Raw genomic sequence first — 26,517 nt, forward strand, 5'->3', positions numbered from 1 at the left:
TCAGTTCATCTCGGCAAAGGTGCTGCCGTCTTCCGCCATTTTACGCAGCAGATCAGGCACTTGCCAGTAATAGGGGTCTTCCTCGGCGTAGCGTTCGATCCGCGCCACAAGCTCTTCGGCTCCGATCACATCGGCGGTGTGCATCGGCCCGCCCCGGTGGCGCGGAAAGCCGTAGCCAAAGAGAAACACCGCGTCGATATCAATGGGCCGCAGCGCGATGCCATCCTCCAGCACCCGCGTCGCCTCCGAGATCATCGCGGTCATGAACCGCGCCTGAATCGCCTCGGGGCTGAAGCTGCGCGGCGTCACCCCCGCCGTCTCCCGCTCCTGCGCGATGATCGCCGCCACCTCCGGGTCGGGCCGCTTGTCACGCCCCTCGTAAATGTAAAATCCGCGCCCGGTCTTGCGCCCATAGTTGCCCGCCTCGCAGATCCGGTCGGCGACCGCCACGTAGCGCTCCTGCTCGGGCCGCTCCGGGGCCAGCCGCTTGCGCTGCGCCCAGCCAATATCAAGCCCGGCAAGGTCACTCACCGCAAAGGGCCCCATGGCAAAGCCGAAGGCTTCCATCGCCGCGTCCACCTCCTCGGGCGCCGCGCCGTCGAGCATCAGGTAATCGGCCACCTTCTTGTAATGGCTGAGGATTCTGTTCCCGATGAAGCCGTCGCACACGCCCGCCCGCACCGCCACCTTGCGCAGCTTCTTGGCCAGCGCGAACCCCGTCGCCACCACCTCAGGCGCGGTCTTCTTGGCCACCACCACCTCCAGCAGCCGCATGATATGGGCGGGCGAGAAGAAGTGCAGCCCAACCACATCCTGCGGGCGCGCGGTGCAGGCGGCAATCTCGTTCACATCGAGGTAAGAGGTGTTCGAGGCCAGCACAGCGCCCGGCTTGCAGATCGCATCGAGCCGCCCGAAGACATCGCGCTTCACGCCCATGTCCTCGAACACCGCTTCGATCACCAGATCGCAATCGGCAAAATCCTCCAGCGCCACCGAGGGCTTGAACCGCTCCAGCGCCGCATCGCGCGCCTCCGCACTCATCTTGCCGCGCTTCACCGCGCCCTCAAGATTGCCTGCCACCGTCTCGCGGCCCCGCTCCAGCGCCGCCGCGTCGCGCTCGTTCATCCGCACCGTCAGCCCGGCATTCAGGCAGGCCGTGGCAATGCCCGAGCCCATCGTGCCCCCGCCGATCACGCCCACCACGGCCACATCGCGCGGGCTCGCCCCCGCCTCGGGGATCTTCTCCACCGCGCGTTCGGCAAAGAAGGCATGGATCAGCCCGGCCCGCTGCGGGCTGTCGATACAGGCGGCAAATTTCTCGCGCTCCAGCGCCAGCCCCGCATCGAGCGGGCCGGTGCAGGCGGCCACGGCTTCCAGCGCGCGGTGCGGCGCAAACAGATGCGCCTGCGTGGCCTCCAGCTTTTCCTTGGTGTCGGCAAGCGCCACCTCGTCGGGCGTCACCTCGATCTCGCCGGTCTTGCGGCAGGGCAGGGTGCCCACGCGCGCTTCCTCGGCCATCGCCAGCGCCACATCGCGCGGCGCGCCCTCCTCGATCCGGTCCACCAGCCCGCAGCTCAGCGCATCCTCGTGCCCCAGCCGCTCGCCGGTGGTGATGATCGACAGCGCCGCGCCAATCCCCATCAGCCGTGGCCCACGCTGGGTGCCGCCCGCGCCGGGGATCACCCCCAGAGTCACCTCGGGAAAGCCCACCTTCACGCCCGGTATAGCCACCCGCGCATGGCAGCCGATCGCCACCTCAAGCCCGCCGCCAAAGCACGAGCCATGCAGCACGGCGACAACAGGCTTGGTGCACGCCTCGATCCGGCCCGCCACATCCGTCAGGATCGGCTCCAGCCGCGGCCCGCCGAATTCCTTGATATCCGCCCCCGCAATGAAGGCCCGGCCCTTGCCGTAAATCGCCACCGCCTCCACGCCCGCGTCCGCTTCCACGGCCTCCACAGCCTTCCACAGCCCCTCGCGCACCGCATGGCCCGCGGCGTTCACCGGCGGGTTGTCGATCACGATCAGCGCCAGCGGCCCCTCGCGTTCGATGGAAATGACGTCATTCACCTGCATTGCTCGTCCCTGTCTGTCCTGTCCGTTCCGCCTGTGCCGCACGCTGCCCCGCCAGTGCCGCAGCCGCAAGGGGCAGGGCGGCCAGCGCCAGCCCGATCAGGGCGGTGGCCCCGTAGCCAAGCCCGGTCTCCTCTGTATGGGGGATCGCAAAGGCCACGCCGCCCGCGCAAAGCGCCACCCGAAGCGGGATCGCGAAGATCCCCCGGATCGGCCCCAGAAAGCTCACATAGCCCTGCAACCCAAAGCTCAGCAGCGCCACCCCGGTCAGCGCCGAAACCAGCGCCACTGCAACTTCCGGGGCCGGAGCCTCGCCGATCAGCGCCGGGTTCAGCACGAAGAAGAAGGGCGCCACATAGATCACCCCGCCAAGCCGCATCGCCTCAAGCCCGGTCTTCATGGCCGAGGCGCCCGACATGGTGGCCGCGGCAAAGGCGCCAAGCGCCACGGGCGGGGTGATGTAGCTCACCATGCCCCAGTAGAGAATGAACAGATGCACCGCGAGCTGGTTCAGCCCGCCCTGTTCGAGGGCCGGCGCCAGCACCACGGCCAGGAAGATGTAACAGGCCGTCACTGTCATCCCCATCCCGAAGATGAAGGAGGTCACGGCCCCCATCAGCAGCAGCACCAGCGTGTTGTCGCCCGCAATGAACACCAGCTCGTTCACCAGCGTCCCGGCAAGCCCGGTGGCCGAAAACGCACCTACGATCAGCCCGACGCCGAGCAGGATCGCGGTCAGCTCCGCCAGCCCCGCGCCCACGCCCACGAACATCTGGCCAAGCCCGCGCAGCGACAGCCGGTTGCCCGGCAGCAGCTGGTTCACCACCAGCAGCAGGGCGGTGGCATAGAAGGGTGCAGAGGTCTCGCGCCGCAGCACGATCAGCATGAAGATCAGCAGCGCGAAGACGCTGACATAAAGCCAGCCTTCCTTCAGTACGCGGCCCAGGCGCGGCAGCTCGGCGCGCGGAATGCCCTTCAGCCCGCGCCGGGCCGAATAGGCGTCGATCTGCGCGAACAGGCCGAAGTAGAACAGCAGCGAGGGGATCGCCGCCGCAATAGCGATTTCCACATAGGGGCGCGACAGGAACGAGGCCATCACGAAGGCCGTCGCCCCCATGATCGGCGGCATCAGCACGCCGCCCGTCGAGGCGCAGGCCTCCGTCGCCGCCGCCGTCTCCTTCGAGAAGCCGGTGCGCCGCATCGCCGGAATGCTCACAGCCCCCGTGGTCAGCACGTTCGAGATCACCGAGCCCGACATGCTCCCCATGAATCCGCTCGCAAAGATCGAAACCTTCGCCGCCCCGCCCCGAAACCCGCCCACGAGGCCAAGCGCGAGGTCGTTGAAAAACTGCCCGCCCCCGGTGCGCTGCAACACCGCGCCAAACAGGATGAACCCGATGACAACGCCGCCAAAGGCCTTCATCGGAATGCCAAAGGAGCTTTCGGACGAATAAACATGGTAGCTCACCGCCTCGCCAAAGCTGCTCTGGAACCCCGAGAAGGGGTCCGGCACATGGCTCGCAAAGGTGGGATAGAGCGCAAAGACCAGCACGATCACGAAAAGCACCGTGCCCCCGGCCCGCCGCGTGCCCTCCAGCACCAGCGCGATGAAGCCATAGCTCACCCAAACGGCGAGCTGCGGCGCGGCGTATTCCCAGCCTTCCGACAGGTTGCGCTGCGCGGTGGCGGTCAGGTAGGCGGTGCAGCCCAGCGTGGCGGCGGCCAGCAGCCAGTCGATCAGCCCCGGCGTGTCGCCCCGCAGCCCCCGCATCGGGAAGACAAGGAAGGCCACGGCCAGAAACAGCCCGCCCAGCAGATAAAGATAGCGCCCTTCGATCAGCACCAGCCCGCCGATCTGAAGGTTGAAAAGCTGGTGAATCACCATCACCAGCCCGGCCCCCGTGGCCAGCCCGATGGCCCAGCGGGCCGCCTTGTCGGCACGGCTCTGCCCGGCGGCGGGGGCGGCTTCGGGGTCTGTGACCCTGTCGGTGCTCATGTCGGATGCCTGATCGGCTGTCATGCGGAAAAATCCTGCCTGGGGCGCTTGTGGGATGTCGGGGCCGATGGGCCCAAAAGCGCCGGGGCACGCAGCATTCACGTGCCCCGACGGAACTCGTCACCTCCGGGTCAACGGATCAGAACACAACCTCGAAGCCGCCGTCCGCCAGTGCGGCACGGCGCTTTTCGGCCCAGGCTTCTTCCCAGTTGTCCGCGCCCTCGGCCTTCAGCTCTTCCCACGCGGCGGCCAGCGCGGCCTGGCGGGCGATCAGCTTGTCGTTGTGGGCCTGCGCGGCGTCATTCCACAGGCCGGCCTCCTTGTAGTAGCGGATCGCGCCATCGTGGTAGGGGGCGACCCACTCCATGTCCTGCTTGTCCAGCGCCCAGCCGTTGATGCCGGGGGCCTTGCCCTCGAAGCTCGGGTAGAGATCCACCATCGCCTTGGTCATGGCATAGGCCATCTCCTCGTCGGTCGAGGCGGTGCCCACCAGCACGGGGTAGGCATAGCCCGCGCCCGCGTAGCCGTCGGTGCCGTCGATGGTTGCGCCCACCGAAGCCACGTTGGGCACGAAGAAGGGCGCAATCGCCTGCATCGCGGCAAGGCCCTCGGCGTTGTCGGGGTCGATCGGCGGCCAGAACAGCCCGCGCGGGCTGGAGGCGGCCTCATAGGCGAGGCCCGAGTTGGTCGAGGCAAAGGCAGCATCCACCTGGCCCTCGATCAGCCCCTTCCAGCTTGCGCCGAAACCGCCGAACTCCACCACTTCCACGTCGTCCCAGGTGAGGCCGCCATAGGCGAGGTAGGCCTCGGTGTTCACGTTCAGCGCCGGTGCGCCGACGATATAGGCCACGCGCTTGCCCTTGAGGTCGCTGAACTCCTTGATGTCAAGATCCGCGGCCACGCCGACGCCCAGGTTGATCGCCCCGCCGTTGTTGGCGGCAATCACCCGAATGGGCTGCGGCCCCCAGTTCTCGGCCCCGAAGTCAAAGGCCCCTTCCTGCGACATGAAGCTGCCGCCAACGCCCGTGGCGCTGAACTCCACGCGCCCCTGCCGCAGCGGCTCGGTGCGGCTCACATCGTTCTTGCCGGGCAGCACCCGCAGGTTGATCCCGTAGGTGTCCTGAAGCGCCGCGCCAATGGCGACGGCCTGGTTGTAGCCCGCAGAGCCGGTGTCATAGGCCGTCCAGCTCATCTGCTTGGGCAGCGCCGTCTCCTGCGCCGCGACGGGGGTGGCCAGCAGCATCACCCCGGCGAGCATTGCGATCGTCTGTTTCATTCATTCCTCCCATGTGGTGCGGGCAGCCCCGGTTGGCCCGGGTCTCCTCCTCCCGCGTCTTCCGCCTCCCGTCCGGCGCTCGGTGCGCTCTGCGGAATTGCGTTTCGCAAATGGAGCATCTATCACGATGGGGCGTCGGTCAAGACGCTTACGGTCTTCGGGAAACCGCCGGGGTCGGGCCCCGCGTTTCGCGGTCGCCCGAAGGGAGAGGCAGCGAACACGCGGTGTCGCCATGTCCCGAAGACCCATGAGGGGAGGAGATGCAAAATGGTGCGAGCCGCCGATCTTTTGGTGGAGTGCCTGCTGGCCCATGGGGCCGACCGGCTGTTCTGTGTTCCGGGCGAAAGCTACCTGGCGCTGCTCGATGCGCTGCACGGGCAGGAGGCGGTGGATGTCGTCGTCTGCCGCCACGAAGGCGGGGCAGGGATGGCCGCCGTGGCCGACGCCAAGCTCACCGGCAAGCCCGGCCTTCTGGCGGTGTCACGCGGCCCCGGCGCCATGAACGCCGCCATCGCCCTGCATCTGGCCGAGCAGGACGCCGTGCCGCTGGTGGTTCTGGTCGGGCAGGTGGCCCGATTCGAGCGCGGCCGCGGCGCGTTTCAGGAAATGGATTACGCCCGCGTCTTCGGCAGCTTCGCCAAGCACGTTGAGGAGGTCACCGATGCCTTCCGCCTCCCCGAAGCCCTCGCCCGCGCCTGGGCCGCGGCCCAATCCGGCACCCCCGGCCCGGCGGTTCTGGCCCTGCCCGAAGACATGCTGACCGATGACGTGACCGCCGCCGTCATCCCCCCCATCTCCGTGCCCGTCCCCGGCCCCTCGCAGGCCGACATCACCCGCGCCGCGCAGATGCTCTCCAAGGCCGAGCGCCCGCTCATCATCGCCGGCGGCGGCTTTGCCGCGCCCGCCACCCGCGCCGCGCTCAAGGCGCTGGCCGAAGGGCAGGGGATTCCGGTCGCGACCACCTTCAAGCATCAGGAAGTGTTCGATAATTTCTCGCCCCTCTACGCCGGAAACCTCGGCTTCAAGGTGCCGCCCTCGCTCTGGAAAACCCTCGCCGAAGCCGACCTGATCCTTGCGCTCGGCACCCGTCTGGGCGATGTGCCGACGCAGGGCTACAAGATCCCCGCCGCCCCCGAGCCCACCCAGCCGCTGATCCACGTCTGGCCCGACCCGGCCGTGCTCACCCGCCTCTACCACGCCACCCTCGCCGTGCCCGCCGAGCCGTCGGCCTTCGCCGCCGCCCTCGCGCAGGCCGCGCCCGAGCCGCCCGACCGCGCCGGATGGGCCGCGCGCTGCAACGGCGCCGCGCTGGCGCTGCACCCGCAGGCGAAACCCCGCCAGGACGGGCTCGATTTCGGCGTGGTCGCCGCCGAACTCGCCCGGCAGGCCCCCCGCGATGCCATCGTCACCACCGATTCGGGCAACTTCTCCGGCTGGGTCCACCAGTTCTGGCCCTGGGACGGCAGCCAGCTTGCCGTCGGCGCGGTTGGCGGGGCCATGGGCCTCGGCATCCCCGGCGCGGTGGCCGCCTCTCTGCGCTTCCCGACCCGTTGCGTGCTCGGCTTCGCAGGCGACGGCGGCACCCTGATGACCGGCGCCGAACTCGCCACCGCTCAGGCCAAGGGCGCGACCCCCAAGATCGTCGTGGCCGACAACGGCACCTATGGCACCATCCGCCTGCATCAGGAGCGCGACTTTCCGGCCCGCATCTCCGGCACCGACCTCGACAACCCCGACTTCGCCGCATGGGCCGCCAGCTTCGGCCTCGCCAGCTTTTCCCTCGCCCCGGGCGACGACATAGAGGCCACCGTCACCGCCTTCCTCGCCCACCCCGGCGCGGCCCTGCTCTGCGTGGCCACCTCCGCCGAGGCGATCTCGGCCTATGTCACCGTCACCCAGCTGCGGGAGCGGTCGAAGCAGGCAGGCAAAAGCTGATGGCCCCCTTCACCCGCCACCTCTCCAGCTGGCCCAAGGGCGTGCCGCTCCACATCGAAATCCCGGCCCGCTCCATGGCACAGAACCTCGCGCTCACCGCGCAAGCCACCCCCGAGGGCCCGGCGATCCTCTACTACGGGCGCCACATCACCTATGGCGCGCTTGCCGCCGAAGTGAATGCGCTCGCAGGCTGGCTCGCCGCGCAGGGCGTCGCCAAGGGCGACCGCGTGCTGCTCTACATGCAGAACTCCCCGCAGTTCATCGCTGGCTACTACGCGATCCTGCGCGCCGATGCCGTGGTGGTACCGGTCAACCCGATGAACCGCGCCGCCGAACTCGCCTACCTCTGCGAAGACACCGGCGCCGATGTGGCGCTCGCCGGGCAAGAGCTTCTCCCCTACCTCGCTGACACGCCCCTGCGCCAGATCCTCGCCGCCGCCTACGCCGAACACACCGATCCTTCCTTCCCCTTCCAGCTCCCCGAGCCGCTGAACGCCCCCCCAACCCCCAGCGACGACCCCCGCGTCACCCCATGGTCCGCCGCCATCGCGCAGGGCCACCAGCCCGGCCCGATCACCGCCGCGCCTGATGACCTCGCCCTCATCCCCTACAGCTCCGGCACCACCGGCCAGCCCAAGGGCTGCATGCACTCGCACCGCACCGTCATGAGCACCTGCATCGGCAACACCGTCTGGAACCCCACGCGCGGCAACGGCACAACCCTTGCGAGCCTTCCCCTCTACCACGTCACCGGCATGCAGAACTCGATGAACGCGCCGATCCTCAAGGGCGAGCCGATCATCCTGATGACCCGCTGGGACCGCGCCCTTGCCGCCTACCTCATCGAGCACCACAAGGTCGCCCGCTGGCGCTCCATCACCACCATGGCCATCGACCTCGTCAACGACCCCAACCTCGACAGCTACGATCTCTCCAGCCTCGAAGTCATCGGCGGCGGCGGCGCTTCCATGCCCGAGGCGGTGGCGGCCAAGCTCAAGGATCTCACCGGCCTCGACTACATCGAAGGCTACGGCATGACCGAAACCATGGCGCCGTCGCACATCAATCCGCTCGACGCGCCGCGCCGCCAATGCCTCGGCATCCCCATATTCGACGTGGACTCCCGCGTGATCGACCCGGAGACAGGCGCCGAACTCGGCCCAAACGAGCCGGGCGAAATCATCATGCACGGGCCGCAAAACTTCCTCGGCTACTGGAACCGCCCCGAAGAAACCGAAGCCGCCCATATCGAGATCGACGGCAAGCGTTTCGTGCGCTCCGGCGATATCGGCCGCTACGACGAAACCGGCTTCTTCTACATCGTCGACCGGGTGAAGCGCATGGTCTCCGTCTCCGGCCTCAAGGTCTGGCCCACCGAGGTCGAAGGGCTCATGCACGCCCACCCCCAGATCACCGAATGCTGCATCATCGGCCGCCCCGACCCCCGCACCGGCGAGCGCGTGCGCGCCTATATCGTGCCCAAGGGCGAGGTGACGGCGGAGGAGATCACCAGCTGGTGCCGCGCCAACATGGCCGCCTACAAGGTGCCCAAGGAGATCGTCTTCGTGCAGTCCCTCCCGCGCTCCCCCTCCGGCAAGGTGCAATGGCGCGAGCTGATGGAGCAGGCCGCAACTGAAGCCCCTCTCGCGGGCTGACCCTGCGCGCGCCGCGCCCGTCCCCGGCGCTTGATATCTCGCCCCCGCCGCCGCAAGAATGCCCCCCACGCTGCCCAATCCCCAACCCGGAGCCCTCCGCCTTGGTCCATCGCCCGCCCCAAGCCTGCGTCCCGCGCCGTGCCCCCCGCCCGGAGCGCCCGGCATGAAGAACATGTTCGACCTCCAGCACCCGTTCTTCCGCCAGCTCTGGCGCCGCATCGCCGTCACCGCCATCGCCTTCGCCTGGGCCGGGGTCGAATATGCCTCCGGCGCCCCGGCCTGGGCCGCGCTCTTCGCCGCCGCCGGGGCATGGTGCGTCTACCAGTTCTTCGTGATCTGGACAGACCCGCCCGAGGACGACTGACGCCGCCGCCGCCCGTCTGCGGCAATCGTGAACGATGTCCTGCCCCACCGTCCCGAATGGTTGACGGCTCAGGGGGCCGGGGCTTTGCATTTCGGGTATGCACGGGGTGTGTACAGCCTGTGTACAGCTTGTGCCTGTGATCTCTCCGCCACAGCTTTGCGTTTTGCAAAAAGCTTGAACCACCGCACGCCGTGCCGCTCGTAGAAGGCATCGATCTCCTCGGGCGTGTCCTTGCGGCGCGGATCGGGGCGGATGAAGAGGGTCAGAATGGGTGTCATTTCGGCCTCCTGAGTTGCGATAATGAAAAGATACCGCCATGATTGGCCTGTGAAATCGGCCAATATCGGAGGCTTCTTTTCAAAAATGATAAACTGGGATGACCTGCGCCTGTTCTTCCACGTGGCCGAGTCCGGCGGCCTCTCCGCCGCCGCCCGCGAAACCGCCACCAGCCCCGCCACCCTCGGGCGGCGGATGCTCGCGCTGGAGCAGGAACTGGGTCAAGTTCTCTTTGTAAGGTCCCGAAATGGCTACGAAATAACCCCCGAAGGGCAGGGGCTCCTGGCCCGCACCCGCCCCATGGCCGCCGCCTTCCGCGCGCTCGAACAATGGCGCGATGCCACCGCCCATCGCCCCGCCGTCCGGATCTCCGCCGGCACCGCAACCTCCGCTTTCATGGCCGACCATTTCACCGAGCTCTGGCGCCCCGAAGACCCCTTCCGCATCACTTTCTGCACCACCGAAGCCCGGCTCGACATTGCCCACCGCGAGGTGGACATCGGCATTCGCAACGCCCCGCCCGACAGCGGCAACCTCGCCTCCAAGCCTCTGGAAACCCTGCGCTTTGCCCCGTTCCGCGCCCGCCACATGCCCGAGCTGGAAGGAGCGGGCTGGGTGGCCGTCGACGCGGCCCACGCGGTGCATCCCGCCGCCCGCTGGGTGCTGCGCCAGAGGGTGCAGGTCGTGGCCTGGGCCTCCTCCGTCTCCACCCTCCACGACCTCGTGCGCGGCTGCGCCGGCATCGGCGTCATGCCCTGTTTCATCGCCGACGCCGACCCCCGCCTGACCCGCGCAGGCCCGCTGATCGACGAATTAACCGAGCGGCAACACCTCGTGACCCATAATGATGACCGTCACCGCCCCGAGATCCGCGAGGTCAGCCGCCGCATCTCCGCCCTCTTCGCCGCCCACGCCCCGCTTCTGGCGGGCGAGCGTCCGCTTGGACTGGCGGGAGAGGCGGCGCAGGGCTAGGGTCGCTCCATGAGCGAACTTGATCATACGCTGGAACTTCTGGGCGATTTGGTGGCCTGTCCCACCGTGTCCTCCGAGAGCAACCTTGCCTGCATCGACATGCTGGCCGAACGGCTCGAAAAGGCCGGTGCTCGCGTCGAGGTCTTCAAGGACGAGACGGGCGAAAAAGCCAACCTTTACGCCAGCTTGGGCCCCGATGTTAAAGGCGGCATCCTGCTCTCTGGCCATTCCGACGTGGTGCCCGTCGAGGGCCAGGACTGGAGCAGCGACCCCTTCGCCATGACCGAGGCCAACGGTCGCCTCCACGGGCGCGGCACCTGCGACATGAAGGGCTTCATCGCTGCCTGCGTCGCCATGGCCCCCCAACTCGCCGCACAGGCCAGCTCCCGCCCCCTCCACTTCGCCTTCACCCATGACGAGGAGGTCGGCTGCCTCGGCGCCAAGTCCTTGGCGGACCAGCTCAAAAATCGCGAGAACCTGCCCTCCGTCGCCATCATCGGCGAGCCGACCTCCATGCGCGTCGTCGAGGGCCACAAGGGCTGCTGCGAGTACACCACCCGCTTCTCGGGCCGCTCCGGCCACGGCTCCGATCCGGCCGCGGGCGTCAATGCCGTCGAATACGCCAGCCGCTACATCGCCCGCCTGATGGAGCTGCGCGAAACCCTCAAGGCCCGCACCCCGCCCGCCAGCCCCTTCGAGCCGCCCTGGACCACCATCAACACCGGCGCGCTGATCGGCGGGCACGCCCATAACGTGATCCCCGCGCAGGCCGAGGTGCAGTGGGAGATGCGCCCGGTGGCCGAGGGCGACGCGAGCTTCGTGCGCGGTGAATTGCAGCGTTATATCAACGAGATGCTCCTGCCCGAGATGCAGGCCATCGCGCCCGAGGCCGCGATCTGGACCGAAACCGTCGGAGAGACCCCGGGTCTCATGCCGATGTCGGAGGGCGAGGCCGCCGCGCTCGCCTGCGCGCTCACCGGCTCCAACGGCGGGGCGCTTGTGCCGTTCAACACCGAGGCGGGGATCTTCCAGCAGCTCGGGATCGACGTGATCGTCTGCGGCCCCGGCTCCATCGAGCAGGCCCACAAGCCCGACGAATACCTTGAAATTTCGCAGCTCCAGCAATGCCTTGCCATGCTCGAACGGCTCGGCCCCCGGCTCGCCTAGCGGCTACTGTGCCGCCGATTTCAGCTCCAGCGCGGCCAGCACTTCCTCGGTATGCTCGCCCAGTTTCGGCGCGCCCCGGGCATGGCCCGGCCCGTCATGGGCAAACCGGAACCCGGCGTTGAGCACCGTTGCCCGGCCGCCATCGGCCGGCACATCCAGAAACAGGTCGCGCCCCTCCAGCTGCTCCAGCTCCATCGCGTCCAGCACGCTGCGCACCTTGCCCGCGGGCACGCCCGCGGCGGCAAGGCGGGCCTCCAGTGCATCGGAATTTTCCTTGGCAAAATAGGGCTGTAACGCCGCCTGAAGCGCCTCGTCATGCACCATCCGCGCCTCCGGCGTGGCAAAGCGCGGGTCGTCCAGAAGCGCCTCGCACCCCAGCGCCGCCATCAGCCGTTCCACCTGCACCTGCTGCACCGCGCCAATGGTGATCTGCCCGTCGGCGCAGGCAAAGGTATCGGCCGTCGGCGCGCCCGAAAACCCGCGATTCCCGCTGCGGCTGGGCGGGGTGCCGTTGATGAGCATCGCCCCCACGACCGAGCTCATCATCACCATGGTCGCATCCAGCATCGACACGTCGATGACCTGCCCCTTGCCCTCCGGATCGGCCCGCTGCTGGGTGACGGCGGCCAGGATCGCAAAGGCGGTGAGCAGGGCGCAATAGGTGTCGACGATCGGGAAGCCGACCCGCAAAGGCTTTTCATTTCCGGGGCTTCCGGTCAGCGTCATCAGCCCCGAGACCGACTGGATCACCTGGTCGATGGCCGGAAAATCGCGCATCGGCCCGTCCTGGCCGAAGCCCGAAACCGCGCAGCAGATCAGCCCCGGATTGGCCTTTCTCAGCGCCTCCGCCCCCAGGCCCAGCCGCTCGGCCACGCCGGGGCGGAAGTTTTCAACAAAAACATCCGACTGCGCGATGATCGCCAGCGCCGCTTCGCGGCCTTCATCAGATTTTAAGTCCAGTATGACAGATTTCTTTCCAGCATTCGCACCAATGAAGGGTTCGGCCATGCCACGCCGCTCCGGATCGCGGGTGTAAAACCGCATCGCGTCGCCCTGCGGCGGCTCGACCTTGATGACTTCAGCGCCGAGGAGGCACAGAAACTGCGTTGCCAGTGGTCCGGCGATGACATGGCTGAAATCTGCAATCCGTAGCCCGGCCAGCGGTTGGGCCATGTGTTTCTCCATCCCTGAACGGGCCCGAGAGGATCGGGCTCACATAGTTCATTTTAGAAACTATTTGGCAGGGCCGGTCAAGCAGTCCGCTGGTCGAGGTGGGAGATGAGCCGCCAGGTCAGGTCGAAGTAGAGCTCGCGTTCGGCCGGCGAGAGGGGCGCAAGCAGGGCGTCCTGCATCGCGGTGATGTCCGGCATCACCTCGTCATAGAGCTTCTGGCCCTCCGCGGTCAGATGCACCGCGTTGTACCGCCTGTCGCCGTCGCCCTTGCGCCGTTCGATGAGCCCGGTGCTTTCGAGTTCGTTGACCAGCTTGGTCAGGGCGGACTTCTTCAGCACCACGGCCCCGGCCAGGTCTTTCTGCGAGACGCCGGGGTTGAGGCCGATGAGGCTGATGACGGCAATGCCGCCCGAGGGCACGTCATGCTCCTCGAAGACGCGCTCGTTGTGGCCACGAAGATGCGCACGCAGCGCGCGGGTGGCAAAGGACAGGTCACGGGCGAGCGGCCCCAGTGTCAGCTCCACTTTCGGGATTTCGTCGCTCATTCCGCCCCTTCGATCCGCTGTTCAGCCCCCGCCTGAGCTACAGTCAGGAAGAAAGCCTGTCAAACTCGGGAGTTGACAGCCGCGCTCAAATGGTTTCCAAAGTGAACTAAATTGCCTGTGGAGGATTTGTGGGCGCGAGGGAGGATCTGATTGCGGCGTTCGAGGGCCGCGCCGAGGCGGTGGTCACGGGCGCCGTGCCGCTGGTGGGCCTTTTCGGTGACGGCTGCCCGGAGGCGCTCATTGCCGGGGCAGGGGGCCGGGCCGTAGAGGTCAAGGCGCCGCCGCTCGGAGAGATCGCGCATGATCCCGGCATCGCCCGGGTGATCGAGCCCTTCATGGATGCCTTCGCCAGCCACTTCCTGCACCGCTTCGCCGCCGGCGCGTTCAGCAATTACGCCGCCATCCTCTTCTGCCGAGACGACGTGGCGGCCCTCGCGGCCTACCAATACGCGCTGGAAATGCGGCGTCAGGGGATGGTCGGACCGGGGCCGCGGCTGATCCTATGGAACCTTGCCCATGGCACAGGTGAGGCGCTGCATCGCTTCAACATGGCCGAGGCCGAACGGGCGCTGCAAGAGCTGCACGAGGCGCTGGGTCCACAGGCGGACGAAGACCGGATGCAGGCGGCCATGGCGGCCGAAAGCCTGCGGCAGAAGGCTTGTGCAACGCTTGAAGGTTCCGCCTCAAGCGCCTCTGATAACTTCATCTTTCGCAATGCAGGGCGATGGCTGGAGCCGGGCCATCACGCCGCTCTGCTGTCCACGTTCGAGCCTTCCGAACCCACCCGGAAGCCTCGCGCAGCACTCATCGGCACCGCCGCCGATACACCTGCGCTGCACGGGCTCTGCGATACCCTCGGCCTCGCCGTGACTGACCAATCGCCCTACGGCCGGATCTGGCCCGGCTGCCACGCGGGCCCGGCCAACCTGTCGGCCCTGCTGCGCAAGGTGGCCGAAGAGCCCCTGAACATCCGCACCAATCCACCCGCCCGTTTCAATGCCGCGCTCGATGCCGCGCTTTCCGACTGCGACCTCGTGATCGCCTCGGTCGACAGCAATGATGACAGCTTCGGATGGGAAATCCCGCGCCTGCGCCGCAGCCTCGCCGTGCCGCTGGTCGACCTCGGGTTCCGCCCGTTCCGCCCCGGCCCGGACTGGCTTTCGAAGGCCCGCGCCCGCATCGAGGAGGCCCTGCAATGAGCTGTGCCCGAGACGCCACCGGCTATCAACGCGACTGGCTCAAGGGTCTGCGCGGCAAGATCACCGCAGGCGAGCCCTTCGCCTTCGTGAATGCCGACACGCCTCATGAGCTGTTTCACTTCATGGACGTGCCGATGGTGACAAACCAGTGGTGGTCCGCGGTGATATCGGCCAAGCAGCAGGCGCCGTATTACTTTGATTTCATGGAGGAAGAGGGCTTTCACGCCCATCTGCCGCGCTACTCCTCCCTTGGCCTCATGGCGCAGATCGAGGGTGACACGTCGCGTCAGCCATGGGGTGGATTGCCCGCGCCTGCGCTTCTCTGCGCACGGGCATCGTCTGATGAGCACCCCCGCATCTTTCAACGCTGGGCCGAAGAAACCGGCGCCCCGCTGCACCTGATCTCGGCCCCCGCCGTGCCGGACCCTGCGCCCGACTGGTGGTCCCTGGCGCGAGACGATTGGGAGGGCTTCTACGGCACCGCCCGGCTGGATCTCGTGGTGTCGGAAATGCGAGAGCTGATCGTGGCGCTGGAGCAGCTCACAGGCCGGCGCTTTGATGAGGCTGGTTTCGCCCGCTACATGGAAGCCATTGACCGGCAGGAGAAAATTCTGGAGGAGGTCAGCGAGATGATCGCAGGCGCGCCGCGCGTGCCCATGGGGATCGGCGAGCAGATGCCCAACGTGATGATCCCGCAGTGGCATCGCGGCACCGACTGGGCGCTCTCTCATGCGGGTGCCTTCAAAAGCGAGGTTGCAGGCCGGATCGAGCGCGGCGAAGGGCCCTGTGAAAACGAGCGCATCCGCATGATGTGGATCGGCGCAGGCCTCTGGTTCGACACGGATTTCTACCGGGCCTTCGAAGAGAGCCACGGGGCGGTGTTCGCTTGGTCGATGTATCTTCCCTTCGCCGCCGATGGCTACATTCGTGCCAGCCACGGCGACCCGCTCAGGGCGCTCGCGGCCCGCGTCAGCGCGATGAACGAACAGCTCCATCAGCCGCCCTGGGTCAATGCCTGGATGGTCCGCGAAGCCAAGCGTGCCCGCATCGACGTGGCGCTGATGCTGATCCCCGAGCACGACCGCTTTTCCGGCTACGGCTCGCTCTTTGCGAAGAAGGCGCTGGAAGAAGCAGGCGTGAAGGTCGTCGAGATCTGGTCCGACATGGTGGACCCGCGCAAATGGAACCGTGCCGAGGCAGAGGCAAAGGTGTCGGAGGCGCTGGAGGCACTATGACTCGGATTGACATAGTTCACTATGTGAACCAACCTATCAACAGTGGCCCGGGCGAGGAGGAGTCGTCAGGGTCGAGGGGAGGTCAGCCATGCAGGCTTTGACAGGGCTCAGGATCGCCGATTTCAGCTGGGTGGGGGCCGGACCGCGCGCCACCAAGGATCTGGCGGACAATGGCGCCGTGGTCGTGAAGGTCGAGAGCGCCAAGCGCCTCGATCTTGGCCGCAAGTCGCCACCCTTCGCGCGGGGCGAGCGAGCCAACCCGGATGCCTCGGCCTTCTTTGCCCAGACCAACACCTCCAAAAAAAGCGTCACCATCAATCTGACCGAACCGGAAGGGCAGGCGCTCGCACGGCGTCTGGTAGCATGGGCCGATGTGGTGGTGGAGAATTTCGGGCCGGGCTACATGGAGCGCATCGGCCTGAGCTGGCCGGAACTCTGCAAGATCAAACCGGGCATCATCCTTGCGTCCGTGTCAGTCGCCGGGCGCACCGGCCCGATGTCTGGCTTTCGCGGCTATGGCAACTCGGCCGCCGCGCACTCCGGCCACGCTGACATGACCGGCTGGCCAGGGTCGGAGCCGCACATGCCGCCCTATGCCTACGGCGATGTGGTGGCGCCCATGTTCCTGACGGTGGCGATCCTCTCGGCGCTCGAAGAGCGTGAGCGCACCGGGCAGGGGTCTTGGGTCGACGTCAGCCAGATCGAGCCCATGGCCCATGTGATTGCCGATCTCTTTGCCGGGATGCCCGCGGACAAGCCCGCCAATGCCGACCCGCTGATGCATCCGCACGGGGTGTTTCCCTGCCGAGGCGACGACCGCTGGATTGCCATTGCCTGCGAAAATGACCAGCAGCGGGCGGCGCTGACAGCGGTGTTGGGCACAGGCGACCTCGCGGAGCAGACCTGTGAGCACGATGCCTTCGATCTCGCCGAAAGGCTCGCATCTGCCGGCGTCCCTGCCGCCCCGGTACGCGACGGCAAGGCGCTTTCCGAACATGAGGCGTTGCGGGCGGCCGGCCACTTTGTGGAGGTCGAGCACGCGGTACTTGGACCTTCCGCCATGCCCGCGCCACCCATGGTGATGGAGGCCACCCCGCATGCCGTCGGCCCTGCGCCGCTGCTTGGGGAGCACAATGCGGAGGTGTTCGAGGGCGTTCTCGGGATGGAGCGCGCCGAGGTCGACCGATTGAAGCAGGCGGGGGTGATCGCATGAGCCAGCTCGACGGGATCCGCGTGGTGGTGCTGGCAGACAGGCTGGTGGATCTTGGTGCCCGGATGCTGGCAGAGCTCGGGGCCGAGGTGGTGCTGGCGCAGGCGGGGGATGGGCTGACGCACGAGCGGGCTCTGGCGTGGCGCCGGGGTCTTGCAACCGCTGACGAGGCGCTGCCCGACCTTCTGGCCAAGGCCGATATCCTTCTGGATGACCGCCGCACCGAAACGGACCGCCCCGAGGTGGATGCCCTCGCCGCTGCAAACCCCTCGCTTGTCCATGTGGTCGCCACCGGCTTTCCGCAGGGCGACCCCCGCCCCGTGACCGACCTGACCCTGATGGCCGAATCCGGCCTGATGCATGTAACCGGAACCAGGGAGGCCCCGCCGCTGCGTCTGCCCGGAGAGCAGGCCTATGCGCTCACCGGCATTCAGGTGGCAACCGCCGCTTTGATGGGTCTCGCGGCACGTCGGCGCATCGGCAAGGGGCAGCGCATCACGGTTTCGGCGCTGCAATCCGCGGCTCTGGCCAATTACCGCGAGGCGGTGATGTACGATTGGACAGGTCGCATCGGCACCCGAAAGGGCAACCTACTGGTGCGCGGCAGCTCAGGAGTGCGGCAGGTCTGGCCCTGTGCGGACGGCTTCGTGACGTGGTCGATGGTCGACAACCCGGGCATGATGCGGGCCGTCGTGCGGCAGATGGAGGTCGAGGGTGCAGCCGGTGAACTCTCTGGTATCGACTGGGATAGCATCCTCGTGGCCGAGACCGAGCAGGCCACGATCGACAGGTGGCAGGCCCTCGTCGCGAGCTTCTTTGCCGCCCATACCCGGGCCGAACTCGGGGGGTGGTCCCTTGAGCAGGGCTGGGGCCTTTCGACAATTGTAACTCTGCCGGAGGTTCGCGACAGCGCGCACCTGAAGGCGCGCGGCCTGTTTCGCGACGGTCTGCCCGGCCCGCTGTTTCAAACCCATCCGCCCGTGGTGCCGACATGACAGGCACCCTCGCTGGGCTTCGTGTGCTCGACTTTTCCCGGTTGCTGCCCGGCCCCTACTGCACGTGGCTGATGGCCGATCAGGGGGCGGAGGTGATCCGGGTCGAAAACCCTCGCGAGCTGGCCAAGCAGGCGAGGGTCTTTGGCTGGGACAGGCTCTCGCCCGAGCAGATGGCCCGACAACGCGGGCGCGACATGCTGGCACGCGGCAAGAAATCGGTGATGCTCGATATGGGCGATCCGGCGGCCCAGAAGGCGCTGCGCCAACTTGCGGCCAGCTGTGACATGGTGGTGGAAGACTATCGCCCGGGCGTGCTCGACGGCCTCGGGCTGGGTTATGAAGACATGGCGCCAAACAACAAGGCACTGGTCTACGTGAGCCTCACCCTCACCGGGGCCACCGGCCCGCTGGCGGGCAAACCGGGGCATGACCCTGTGGCACTCGCCCTGTCGGGCGTGCTCTCGCGCTGCGGAGAGGATCCGGAGGCTCCGGGGCTGCCCGGTATCCCCGCGGCCGATATCGCCACCGGCGCGCATGCCGCCTTTGCTGCCATGGCGGCCTGGCATGCCGCCAAGGCGACGGGGCAGGGGCGGCATGTGGATGTGTCGATGGCCGATTGCTCCATGACCATGGTGGCCAACATCCTGTCGCGCCACGAAAATCCTGCCGATGCCCCGCCACGCGGCGCCCGCCGGGCCGATCTTGGCCTTTGGAAATGCGCGGATGGCAAATGGATCTGCACCACCGACATGGAGCCGCGCTACTGGGCACGGTTCTGCGAGGCGATGGGCACGCCGGAGTTTGCCGATGCACAGATGGACGCCTCGCGTCGTGACGAGATCCGCGAGGCGCTCGCATCGCTCTTTGCGGCCCACCCGCGCAGTCACTGGCTCGCGCTCTTCGAGCGTACCGAAACCCAGTTTGCGCCGGTCAACGATGTCGCCGAAGCCCTTGCCGAGCCGCATTTTCGCGCCCGTGGCATGGTGGTGGAGGTCGAGGCCCCGGGCGGGGCGCTCACGCAGCTCGGCCCGCCGGTCCGGCTCGGTGGAGAGCCCCGGCCGACACCGGCACAGCTTCCCGGCGCGGATACCCGAACCGTGCTCGCCAGCCTCGGACTCGATGCAAAAGCCATTACCGCGCTTTACGGCGCTCCGCAGAAGACCTGACATAAAGGGAGGAACCTTATGAAACTTGTCAGCACCCTCACCGCCATGACCGCCGCACTGGCCGCGCTGCCTGCGTTCGCGGCCGATTTCACGCTCACCTACGCCTCGCCCTACACCGAGGCCCACCCCTACGGCGCGGCCGATGCCGAGTGGATCGCCCGGATCGAAGAGCAGACCGGCGGGCGGGTGGAGATCACCCCCTACTGGGGCCGCTCGCTGATCACCTCGCGCGAAGGGGTCGATGAGCTGGCCGCCGGGGTGGCCGACATGGCCTATATCGCCCCCATCTACGCCCGCTCCGGCTATGACATGAACCGCCTCGTGCCGGGCATGTTCTATGGCTACACCGAGCCCAAGGATGTGCTCGATGTCTACATGAAGCTCTGGGACGAATATCCTGTTTTCGCTGAAGAACTGGGCGATGTTAAAGTGCTCGGCTACAACGTTGGCACCCCGATGCACCTGCTGTTGCGCGAGAAGCCGGTCGAAAGCCTCGAAGACCTGAAAGGCCTGCGCATCCGCTCGGCGGTCGACTTCATCGGCCCGCTGGCGGCCTATGGCGCCGAGGGCGTGACAATGCCGATGACAGAAACCTATCCGGCGCTCGAAAAGGGCGTGGTCGACGGGGTAATCGCGCCCTATGAGGCGCTCAAATCCCTGAGCTTTGCAGAGGTCGTGGGGTTCTACTCCGAACTGCCCCACAGCCGCGGCGCCTATCCGAGCCGGGGCATCAACACAGCCGCCTGGGACAAGCTGCCCGAAGACATTCAGCAGGTGCTGATGGACAACGTCGAATGGCTCTCGCTGCGCACCCTCGAACTGGCGCAGGAGGCAGAGGACGCCGGCCGGGCCTATGGCGAGGAGAAGGGCGTGGTGTTCAACGACGTGTCGGACGAGATGAAGACCGAGTATTCCACCAAGTTCGCCCCGGCGATGGAGGAAGTGGCCGGCAAGCTCGACGCGGAAGGCAAGCCCGGCACCGAAGTGCTCAAAGCCATCCGCGCCGCCCACGGCGACGCGATGTAGGATGCTGGCAACCGGCGGAAGGCCACGCTTTCCGCCGGTGCCGAGGAAAGGCAGATCATGCAGGTAGCAGAACGCATCTTGGGTCGGATCGTTGCCGTGGCGGCGCTTATCGGTGTGGCCTCTCTGGTCGCGCTGATGGCGTTGACGGTGGTAACTGTCACGTTCCGGGCCATTTCGGTGGCCTTTCCGGGCACTTACGTTCTGGCCGAGCTGCTGTTGATCCCGGCTGTGGCCTTCTCGCTGACCTATGCCGCATGGTGTGGCGCGCATACGAGGGTGGAGCTGCTGACAGACCGGCTTCCGCGCCGGATCTCGGGGCCACTCAACGGGCTGATGCTGGCGGCTGGCTGCGGTTTCTGGGGCTTCGTCGCCTTTTCCGCCTATGAAGATGCTCTGAAACATGGCGCCCAGGGCGAAGTCACGCCGCTGCTCGATATTCCCGTCGCCCCGTTTCGCTGGCTCATGGTCGTGGCCCTCGGGCTGCTGATCGTCGTCCTCCTCTTTCGCGCCCTTCAGGCCGCTCTCGGACAGGAACCCACAGAATGACCCCCGTTGCTGCCGGTTTCCTTGGCGTATCCCTGCTGTTCGGCCTGCTGGGTCTCGGTATGCCAATCGGCTTTGCCATGGGGCTGGTCGGCGCCTTCGGCTTTGCCATGCTGCTCACCTTCAAGGCCGCGCTCATCAAGGTGGGGGTGGTCGCCTTCGACCTGTCCACCAACTATGCCATCGGCACGGTGCCGCTGTTCCTGTTCATGGCGCATATCCTCTTTGCCAGCGGCATCGGGCGCGATCTCTACGATTTTGCCGCCCGCTGCCTGGGCCACCGTCGCGGCGGGCTGGCCATGGCCACCATCGGCGCCTCGGCGGGGTTTGCTTCGGTCAACGCCTCATCCCTCGCAACCACCGCCACCATGGGGCTGGTGGCGCTGCCGGAGATGCGCAAGCACGGTTATTCCAACGCCCTGGCGGCCGGGTCCGTGGCGGCGGGCGGCACGATCGGCTCGCTCATTCCACCCTCGGGCATGTTCATCATCTACGGCATCCTGACCGAAACCTCGATCGGCGACATGTTTGCCGCCGGCATCGTGCCCGGCGTGCTGCTCGCCCTCTTCTACATGGCCGTCATCGCCATTCGCTGCCGGATCAACCCGGCGGCAGGGCCGGCGGGGCCGCGGTTTTCATGGCGCGAGCGCTGGGACGGGCTGAAGCGCACGGGCGATGTGATCCTGCTGTTTTTCCTCGTCATGGGCGGGATCATCTGGGGCTGGTTCACCCCCACGGAGGCCGGGGCCATGGGCGCCTTCGGGGCGCTGTTGATCGCCGGATTGCGGGGGCGGCTCGGATTTTCGGAGGTGCGAGAGGCGGTCTACGACACGCTGAAGACCACCGGCATGATCTTTGGCATCCTCTTCGGGGCGCTGGTGTTCAATGCCTTTGTCACCGTCACCACCATTCCGCACCACGTGGTCGGCTGGGTGACGGGCTCAGGCCTGCCCGCTCTGGCGGTCCTGTTGCTGATCCTGCTGGTCTATTTCTTTCTCGGCATGATCCTCGATGCCTCCGCGATGATGACCCTGACCGTGCCGCTCTTCTTCCCGCTCATCATGGGGCTGGACCTCTGGGTGGTGGGCGAGGGGGCCAAGGCGGTGTTCTTCGGGGTGCTGGTGGTACGGATGACGGAGATCGCGCTGATCACGCCACCGGTGGGCATGAACGTCTATGTGCTCTCCGGGGTGGCCCGCGACATACCTCTGTCCACCATGTTCAGGGGCACGGCGGCCTTCGTTCTGGCCGATGTGGTGCATGTTGCCCTGCTGCTCGCGCTTCCGGCGCTTATCCTTTGGCTTCCGGGCCTCTGACCAGGCTCGCCAACCGCCGCGCCAACTTTCCCATTGTCGATTGTCGGGAGGGTTAGTTGGCAAGGCAATTCAAGAACAGGGCACGCCGTTGCGCCGCGCGTTCGGGCGCGGGACATCCGAAGGCGTGGCGCGGCGGCAGCGTCGGCGCAGAGCTTCTCTCTCACAGGACTGAGCGCCAAAGGCTAAGCCGCATCGCGCCCCAAGGTCACCGTGTTGCGGCCCTGTGCCTTGGACAGCAGAAGCGCCTTGTCGGCCTTGTCGATCATCGCCTCCAGGGCCAAGTTGCTCTCTTCTCCGCCAGACACCAGCGTGCGGCCCGCACCATCCCCGACAGCCACGCCAATGGACACCGTCTGCCGGATACGTCCGGCAGCTGCGGAGCCGGGCAGGGCGATGGGCTCGGCGTCGATCAGGCGGCAAAGGCGGTGGGCTGCGGCGCGGGCCTCTTCCTCAGTGGTGTCGGGCATTGCCACCAGAAACTCCTCGCCGCCGATCCGCGCCACCATGTCGACATTGCGCAGGTTGTCCGAGATCCGCCTGGCCACGGCGCGCAGCACCATGTCACCAGCCGCATGACCGTGCCTGTCGTTCACCAGCTTGAAGCGGTCGAGATCCAGCACCATGACCGCAAAGCACTTTCCGGTTTCGCGGGCGCGGTCGCTGAGCCGGGCGAGGTGCGAGAGCGCGTAGCGCCGGTTGTAGAGGCCGGTGAGCGAGTCCGTGACCGCCAGTTTCAGCCCGTCGCGCACGCGCCGACGGAGCCGGTCGTGCTCGCGTTTGCGGGCGACGAGTGTGGTGAGCCGCACGGCCAGTTCGCGCCCATCCACCGGCGCCTCGATCAGGTCGGCGGCCCCAAGGTCGAGCGCCATCGCCGCGAGCGCCGGATCGGGGCCGCTCAGGACGACGAGGGCCGCGGCGTGGCGTGACCAGCGCCGGGATCGCAGTTCGCTCATCAGGTGCAACCCGTCACCCTCGTGGCGCAGATCCGCAGCAATGACATAGATGTCCTGTAGCGCAGGCGTTGTTTCATTGAGGGCGGAGTGGCGGTCGAGCACGCTGATGCGATGGGGCAGAAGACTGGCCAAAGCATCGCGCCAGCTCTGGGCGGTGGCAATGTCCCGCGCCACCAGCGCAATCCGGGCCGGGCGGGCAAACTCCTCTGCCTCCTCGGCAAAGCCGAGAGCGCGACTGGTGGTATCGCGCAGCCTCAGCTCCTCGGAGACCTCGCGCATTCGCATCAGGTTGCGAATGCGGGCGAGCAACTGGGTTTCCTCGATGGGTTTCGGCAGAAAGGCATCGGCCCCGGTCTCCAGCGCAGCGCGCATCAACTCGGCGCGGGCGACACCTTCGGCGGGGGCGCCGCTTGCGATGATGGGAATGCCGCTCAACTCCTCGTCGGCCCGTAGGGCCCGGCAGGCCGCCAGTCCCGGCGCGCCCGGACGGTCGGCGTCGAGCATCACCAGCCTCGGTCGGATGGTGCGTACGAGGCTCACAATGTCCTGCCCGGTGCTGCTGGCCACAACATCGTAGCAGGCCGCCGCGAGCTTGACCTTCAGCGCGACCCGGTTGGTCGGCACATCATCCACGATCAGGACTTTCCCTGGCATCGCCTTATCCTTCCGCGCGTGTCCGCGCCTTTCCCCTGTGGGGCGTATTCTGTATGGAGTTGGTTAATAAAACCTTTCGATTTGTTAACGAGGCCGCGAATGGATCGTGATAGCGCCGAGACGATTGCGCTCAGGGCCTTGGGCTGGCTGGCCGGGAATGATGAGCTTTTACCGGTATTTCTGGGCGCCACCGGCGTTTCGGAGGCAGAGGTTCGCGCACGGGCGGGCGAGCCGGAGTTTCTTGCCTCGGTGCTCGATTTTCTGGCCATGGATGACGCCTGGATCACCGGGTTCTGCGACGACTCGGGGTTGGACTACACCCTGCCCATGCGCGCCCGCATGGCCCTTCCGGGCGGCGACCTGCCGAGCTGGACATGAGCGCCCCCGTGCTGCCGGGCCTGCTCTTTGACAAGGACGGCACCCTCTTCGACTACCAGAAGAGTTGGGGCGGCTTCACGCTGGCCTTCATCCACGACCTTGCCGAGGGCGACAGCGCCCTTGCGCAGGCCCTCGCCGAAGCGATGGGGATCGACCCGGTAACCGCCCGCTTCGCGCCAGACAGCCCGATTGTCGCCGGCACGCCTGAGGAGGCGATTGCGCCGGTCCTGCCGCTGTTGCCCGGCTGGACGGCGGCTGCTCTGACCGATCGGATCAACGCTGGCGCCGCGGTTGCGCCACAGGTTGCAGCCACGGATCTGACGCTCCTGTTTGACCGGCTGCGCGCGGGCGGGCACGTGCTGGGCATCGCGACCAATGATGCCGAAGCGGCCGCGCAGGCGCATCTCGCCCAAGCGGGGGTTGCCGAGGCCTTCAGCTATGTGGCGGGCTATGATTCGGGGCACGGTGCCAAGCCTGGCCCGGGCATGTGCCTGGCCTTCGCAGAGGCTACGGGTCTTGCACCGGGCGACTGCGCCATGATCGGAGACAGCCTGCACGACCTCGCCGCCGGGCGGGCGGCGGGCATGGTCTGCGTTGCGGTGCTCACCGGCATTGCACCGGACGTCGAACTGGCCCCCCACGCCGATGTCGTTCTGCCGGATATCGGCCATCTGCCCGCATGGCTCGCCAGCCTCTGAATGTTTTCGCCGCTCCATCGGCCTTTTGCGACACTTCGCGTCGCATCCGGAAAAACGCGACGCCCCGGGCGGACGCAACCTGAGTTGAAGAGCCCAGGAGCCGCAGCATGGACGACACCCCGACAAAACGCCGCCGCGCGGGTGGCCGCGCCGCCAACCCGCGCCGCAATCGGCCCGAGGTGATCTCGCAGAGCCCGTGGCGGATTCCGATCAACACGGATGCGCCGATCGAGCCGCTGAGCCTGGAGGGCGTGGAAGCGATCCATGAAGGCGCGATGCGCATTCTCGAAGAGATCGGTATCGTCTTTCTCAACGAGGAGGCCTGCGCGATCTTTGCCGAGGCGGGCTGCATTGTCGAAGATCAGGTGGTGCGGATGGGGCGCGACTGGGTGATGGAGATGGTGGCCAAGGCCCCCTCCGAGTTTACGATCACCCCGCGAAACCCGGCCCGCGCCCTGCCGGTCGGCGGAAAGGCGATCCTGTTCGGCAATGTCTCCTCGCCGCCCAACTACTGGGATCTTTCGCTCGGCTCCAAGGTGCCCGGCAACCGGGAGCAATGCGCCAACCTGCTCAAGCTTACCCAGTATTTCAACTGCATCCACTTTGCCGGCGGCTATCCGGTGGAGCCGGTCGACCTGCACCCCGCCACCCGCCACCTCGATGTGCTCTTCGACAAGCTGACCCTGACCGACAAGGTGCCGCACGCCTATTCGCTCGGGCCGGAGCGGGTGGAAGACGTGATGGAGATGGTGCGGATCGCTGCCGGGCTGAGCCACGAGGAGTTCGAAGCTGCGCCGCATATGTACACCAACATCAACTCGACCTCGCCGCTCAAGCATGACTGGCCGATGATCGACGGCTGCCTGCGCTGCATCCGGCGCGGGCAGGCGGTGATCGTGTCACCCTTTACGCTGGCCGGGGCGATGGCGCCCGTCACAATGGCCGGGGCCGTGGCCCAGAGCATCGCCGAGGCGCTGGCCGCCATCGCGCTGTTTCAATACGTGCGCCCGGGCTGCCCCTGCGTGATCGGCACCTTCACCTCCAACGTCGACATGAAATCCGGCGCCCCGGCCTTTGGCACGCCCGAGTATATGCGCGCCACGCAGATGACCGGCCAGCTGGCCCGTCGCTACGGCTTGCCCCTGCGCGCCTCCGGGGCCTGCACGGCCAATGTGCCCGACGGGCAGGCGATGTGGGAAACCTCCAACTCGCTCTGGTCGGCGGTGCAGTCTGGCACGAACATCGTCTACCACGCGGCGGGCTGGCTGGAGGGCGGGCTGGTGGCCTCGCCGGAGAAGTTCATCATGGATTGCGAAGTTATCCAGATGATCCAGCGCTACTTCGAGCCCGATGTCGTGGCGACGTCGCCCGATGACATTGCTGTCGACGCCATTGCCGAGGTTGGACATTACGGCCATTTCTTCGGGATCGAGCACACGCAAGCCCGCTACGAAACCGCCTTCTACCAGCCCATCGTCTCGGACTGGAGCAACTTCGAGGCGTGGCAGGCCAAGGGCGGTGTCTGGACGGCAGAGCGGGCCCACACCACCTTTCACCGGATCATCGACAGTTTCGAGCCACCGCCCATGGCCCCTTCTATCCGCGAGGAGTTGGAGGCCTTCGTGGCCCGGCGCAAGGCAGAGGGCGGCGCACCGACCGATTTCTGATCTGAGGTGCCATGGCTGGGGCTGAACTTTGGCCTTTGTTAACCT

Annotated in this window: 23 protein-coding genes; 16 read left to right on the plus strand and 7 right to left on the minus strand. The window is 67.1% G+C overall.

The window, feature by feature from the left end; translation table 11 throughout:
* From GTH22_RS02405 to GTH22_RS02415, 3 genes are all read right to left on the minus strand, one after another.
* Complete coding sequence (locus GTH22_RS02405; protein ID WP_252942952.1) at positions 1-2,076, minus strand: 3-hydroxyacyl-CoA dehydrogenase NAD-binding domain-containing protein; 2,076 nt, start codon at positions 2,074-2,076, stop codon at positions 1-3.
* Positions 2,063-4,093, minus strand: a complete 2,031-nt coding sequence (locus GTH22_RS02410; RefSeq protein WP_252942953.1) for a TRAP transporter fused permease subunit — start codon at positions 4,091-4,093, stop codon at positions 2,063-2,065. The genes GTH22_RS02405 and GTH22_RS02410 overlap by 14 nt, the downstream gene beginning before the upstream one ends.
* A gap of 115 nt (positions 4,094-4,208) precedes the next feature.
* Positions 4,209-5,345 (minus strand): TAXI family TRAP transporter solute-binding subunit, encoded by a 1,137-nt coding sequence (locus tag GTH22_RS02415; protein ID WP_252942954.1) that lies wholly within the window; start codon positions 5,343-5,345, stop codon positions 4,209-4,211.
* A gap of 267 nt (positions 5,346-5,612) precedes the next feature.
* Between GTH22_RS02415 and GTH22_RS02420 the strand changes: the two genes are divergently transcribed.
* From GTH22_RS02420 to GTH22_RS02430, 3 genes are all read left to right on the plus strand, one after another.
* Entirely contained in the window at positions 5,613-7,280 is a 1,668-nt protein-coding gene (locus GTH22_RS02420) for a thiamine pyrophosphate-binding protein (RefSeq protein ID WP_252942955.1), read from the plus strand.
* Entirely contained in the window at positions 7,280-8,935 is a 1,656-nt protein-coding gene (locus tag GTH22_RS02425) for a long-chain-fatty-acid--CoA ligase (protein WP_252942956.1), read from the plus strand. The genes GTH22_RS02420 and GTH22_RS02425 overlap by 1 nt, the downstream gene beginning before the upstream one ends.
* A gap of 163 nt (positions 8,936-9,098) precedes the next feature.
* On the plus strand, positions 9,099-9,299 hold the full coding sequence (locus GTH22_RS02430; RefSeq protein WP_252942957.1) for a hypothetical protein: 201 nt from the start codon (positions 9,099-9,101) through the stop codon (positions 9,297-9,299).
* 68 nt (positions 9,300-9,367) lie between these two features.
* On the opposite strand, the gene GTH22_RS02435 is transcribed toward GTH22_RS02430, so the two are convergent.
* Entirely contained in the window at positions 9,368-9,577 is a 210-nt protein-coding gene (locus tag GTH22_RS02435; RefSeq protein ID WP_252942958.1) for a hypothetical protein, read from the minus strand.
* A gap of 85 nt (positions 9,578-9,662) precedes the next feature.
* Between GTH22_RS02435 and GTH22_RS02440 the strand changes: the two genes are divergently transcribed.
* Both GTH22_RS02440 and argE read left to right on the plus strand, forming a co-directional pair.
* Complete coding sequence (locus GTH22_RS02440) at positions 9,663-10,547, plus strand: LysR family transcriptional regulator (protein WP_252942959.1); 885 nt, start codon at positions 9,663-9,665, stop codon at positions 10,545-10,547.
* 9 nt (positions 10,548-10,556) lie between these two features.
* Positions 10,557-11,714, plus strand: coding sequence for an acetylornithine deacetylase (gene argE / locus GTH22_RS02445; RefSeq protein WP_252942960.1), 1,158 nt, complete (start codon positions 10,557-10,559; stop codon positions 11,712-11,714).
* A gap of 3 nt (positions 11,715-11,717) precedes the next feature.
* Here the strand turns inward: argE and GTH22_RS02450 are convergent, their stop codons facing one another.
* Positions 11,718-12,887 (minus strand): CaiB/BaiF CoA-transferase family protein, encoded by a 1,170-nt coding sequence (locus GTH22_RS02450; protein WP_252942961.1) that lies wholly within the window; start codon positions 12,885-12,887, stop codon positions 11,718-11,720.
* Between the two features lie 77 nt (positions 12,888-12,964).
* Positions 12,965-13,432 carry a MarR family winged helix-turn-helix transcriptional regulator gene (locus tag GTH22_RS02455; protein WP_252942962.1) on the minus strand — a complete coding sequence of 156 codons (468 nt, stop codon included), beginning with the start codon at positions 13,430-13,432 and terminating at the stop codon, positions 12,965-12,967.
* Positions 13,433-13,560: 128 nt separating this feature from the next.
* Here GTH22_RS02455 and GTH22_RS02460 point away from each other — a divergent pair, with 128 nt between their 5' ends.
* From GTH22_RS02460 to GTH22_RS02495, 8 genes are all read left to right on the plus strand, one after another.
* On the plus strand, positions 13,561-14,631 hold the full coding sequence (locus GTH22_RS02460; RefSeq protein ID WP_252942963.1) for a hypothetical protein: 1,071 nt from the start codon (positions 13,561-13,563) through the stop codon (positions 14,629-14,631).
* The gene (locus GTH22_RS02465) at positions 14,628-15,866 is read left to right on the plus strand and encodes a 2-hydroxyacyl-CoA dehydratase family protein (protein ID WP_252942964.1); all 1,239 of its coding nucleotides are present in this window, start codon (positions 14,628-14,630) and stop codon (positions 15,864-15,866) included. Before GTH22_RS02460 ends, GTH22_RS02465 begins: the two co-directional genes overlap by 4 nt.
* Before the next feature lie 88 nt (positions 15,867-15,954).
* Positions 15,955-17,079 (plus strand): CaiB/BaiF CoA-transferase family protein, encoded by a 1,125-nt coding sequence (locus GTH22_RS02470; RefSeq protein ID WP_252942965.1) that lies wholly within the window; start codon positions 15,955-15,957, stop codon positions 17,077-17,079.
* Positions 17,076-18,071, plus strand: a complete 996-nt coding sequence (locus GTH22_RS02475) for a CoA transferase (protein WP_252942966.1) — start codon at positions 17,076-17,078, stop codon at positions 18,069-18,071. Before GTH22_RS02470 ends, GTH22_RS02475 begins: the two co-directional genes overlap by 4 nt.
* The gene (locus GTH22_RS02480; RefSeq protein ID WP_252942967.1) at positions 18,068-19,237 is read left to right on the plus strand and encodes a CaiB/BaiF CoA-transferase family protein; all 1,170 of its coding nucleotides are present in this window, start codon (positions 18,068-18,070) and stop codon (positions 19,235-19,237) included. The genes GTH22_RS02475 and GTH22_RS02480 overlap by 4 nt, the downstream gene beginning before the upstream one ends.
* An 18-nt stretch (positions 19,238-19,255) precedes the next feature.
* On the plus strand, positions 19,256-20,263 hold the full coding sequence (locus tag GTH22_RS02485; protein WP_252942968.1) for a TRAP transporter substrate-binding protein: 1,008 nt from the start codon (positions 19,256-19,258) through the stop codon (positions 20,261-20,263).
* A 57-nt stretch (positions 20,264-20,320) separates the two neighbouring features.
* The gene (locus GTH22_RS02490) at positions 20,321-20,809 is read left to right on the plus strand and encodes a TRAP transporter small permease (protein WP_252942969.1); all 489 of its coding nucleotides are present in this window, start codon (positions 20,321-20,323) and stop codon (positions 20,807-20,809) included.
* Complete coding sequence (locus GTH22_RS02495; RefSeq protein WP_252942970.1) at positions 20,806-22,122, plus strand: TRAP transporter large permease; 1,317 nt, start codon at positions 20,806-20,808, stop codon at positions 22,120-22,122. The genes GTH22_RS02490 and GTH22_RS02495 overlap by 4 nt, the downstream gene beginning before the upstream one ends.
* Positions 22,123-22,304: 182 nt before the next feature.
* Here the strand turns inward: GTH22_RS02495 and GTH22_RS02500 are convergent, their stop codons facing one another.
* On the minus strand, positions 22,305-23,729 hold the full coding sequence (locus tag GTH22_RS02500; protein ID WP_252942971.1) for a diguanylate cyclase: 1,425 nt from the start codon (positions 23,727-23,729) through the stop codon (positions 22,305-22,307).
* 99 nt (positions 23,730-23,828) lie between these two features.
* Here GTH22_RS02500 and GTH22_RS02505 point away from each other — a divergent pair, with 99 nt between their 5' ends.
* From GTH22_RS02505 to GTH22_RS02515, 3 genes are all read left to right on the plus strand, one after another.
* Positions 23,829-24,107 (plus strand): DUF3572 domain-containing protein, encoded by a 279-nt coding sequence (locus tag GTH22_RS02505; protein ID WP_252942972.1) that lies wholly within the window; start codon positions 23,829-23,831, stop codon positions 24,105-24,107.
* Complete coding sequence (locus GTH22_RS02510; protein WP_252942973.1) at positions 24,104-24,805, plus strand: HAD family hydrolase; 702 nt, start codon at positions 24,104-24,106, stop codon at positions 24,803-24,805. The genes GTH22_RS02505 and GTH22_RS02510 overlap by 4 nt, the downstream gene beginning before the upstream one ends.
* Before the next feature lie 107 nt (positions 24,806-24,912).
* Positions 24,913-26,472, plus strand: a complete 1,560-nt coding sequence (locus tag GTH22_RS02515) for a trimethylamine methyltransferase family protein (protein WP_252942974.1) — start codon at positions 24,913-24,915, stop codon at positions 26,470-26,472.
* The last annotated feature ends 45 nt before the right edge of the window (positions 26,473-26,517 follow it).

The sequence above is a fragment of the Oceanicola sp. 502str15 genome, from assembly GCF_024105635.1.
In the GTDB taxonomy this organism is placed as follows: Bacteria; Pseudomonadota; Alphaproteobacteria; order Rhodobacterales; family Rhodobacteraceae; genus Vannielia.

What these genes read in the sequence shown, in the direction of transcription:
- GTH22_RS02510 (WP_252942973.1), top strand. Translation starts at nt 24,104, where the DNA reads ATGAGCGCCCCCGTGCTGCCGGGCCTGCTCTTTGACAAGGACGGCACC.
- GTH22_RS02515 (WP_252942974.1), top strand. Translation starts at nt 24,913, where the DNA reads ATGGACGACACCCCGACAAAACGCCGCCGCGCGGGTGGCCGCGCCGCC.
- GTH22_RS02475 (WP_252942966.1), top strand. Translation starts at nt 17,076, where the DNA reads ATGAGCCAGCTCGACGGGATCCGCGTGGTGGTGCTGGCAGACAGGCTG.
- GTH22_RS02415 (WP_252942954.1), bottom strand. Translation starts at nt 5,345, where the DNA reads ATGAAACAGACGATCGCAATGCTCGCCGGGGTGATGCTGCTGGCCACC.
- GTH22_RS02420 (WP_252942955.1), top strand. Translation starts at nt 5,613, where the DNA reads ATGGTGCGAGCCGCCGATCTTTTGGTGGAGTGCCTGCTGGCCCATGGG.
- GTH22_RS02425 (WP_252942956.1), top strand. Translation starts at nt 7,280, where the DNA reads ATGGCCCCCTTCACCCGCCACCTCTCCAGCTGGCCCAAGGGCGTGCCG.
- GTH22_RS02480 (WP_252942967.1), top strand. Translation starts at nt 18,068, where the DNA reads ATGACAGGCACCCTCGCTGGGCTTCGTGTGCTCGACTTTTCCCGGTTG.
- GTH22_RS02490 (WP_252942969.1), top strand. Translation starts at nt 20,321, where the DNA reads ATGCAGGTAGCAGAACGCATCTTGGGTCGGATCGTTGCCGTGGCGGCG.
- GTH22_RS02470 (WP_252942965.1), top strand. Translation starts at nt 15,955, where the DNA reads ATGCAGGCTTTGACAGGGCTCAGGATCGCCGATTTCAGCTGGGTGGGG.
- GTH22_RS02500 (WP_252942971.1), bottom strand. Translation starts at nt 23,729, where the DNA reads ATGCCAGGGAAAGTCCTGATCGTGGATGATGTGCCGACCAACCGGGTC.
- GTH22_RS02495 (WP_252942970.1), top strand. Translation starts at nt 20,806, where the DNA reads ATGACCCCCGTTGCTGCCGGTTTCCTTGGCGTATCCCTGCTGTTCGGC.
- argE (WP_252942960.1), top strand. Translation starts at nt 10,557, where the DNA reads ATGAGCGAACTTGATCATACGCTGGAACTTCTGGGCGATTTGGTGGCC.
- GTH22_RS02405 (WP_252942952.1), bottom strand. Translation starts at nt 2,076, where the DNA reads ATGCAGGTGAATGACGTCATTTCCATCGAACGCGAGGGGCCGCTGGCG.
- GTH22_RS02410 (WP_252942953.1), bottom strand. Translation starts at nt 4,093, where the DNA reads ATGACAGCCGATCAGGCATCCGACATGAGCACCGACAGGGTCACAGAC.
- GTH22_RS02450 (WP_252942961.1), bottom strand. Translation starts at nt 12,887, where the DNA reads ATGGCCCAACCGCTGGCCGGGCTACGGATTGCAGATTTCAGCCATGTC.
- GTH22_RS02505 (WP_252942972.1), top strand. Translation starts at nt 23,829, where the DNA reads ATGGATCGTGATAGCGCCGAGACGATTGCGCTCAGGGCCTTGGGCTGG.
- GTH22_RS02440 (WP_252942959.1), top strand. Translation starts at nt 9,663, where the DNA reads ATGATAAACTGGGATGACCTGCGCCTGTTCTTCCACGTGGCCGAGTCC.
- GTH22_RS02455 (WP_252942962.1), bottom strand. Translation starts at nt 13,432, where the DNA reads ATGAGCGACGAAATCCCGAAAGTGGAGCTGACACTGGGGCCGCTCGCC.
- GTH22_RS02465 (WP_252942964.1), top strand. Translation starts at nt 14,628, where the DNA reads ATGAGCTGTGCCCGAGACGCCACCGGCTATCAACGCGACTGGCTCAAG.
- GTH22_RS02430 (WP_252942957.1), top strand. Translation starts at nt 9,099, where the DNA reads ATGAAGAACATGTTCGACCTCCAGCACCCGTTCTTCCGCCAGCTCTGG.
- GTH22_RS02485 (WP_252942968.1), top strand. Translation starts at nt 19,256, where the DNA reads ATGAAACTTGTCAGCACCCTCACCGCCATGACCGCCGCACTGGCCGCG.
- GTH22_RS02435 (WP_252942958.1), bottom strand. Translation starts at nt 9,577, where the DNA reads ATGACACCCATTCTGACCCTCTTCATCCGCCCCGATCCGCGCCGCAAG.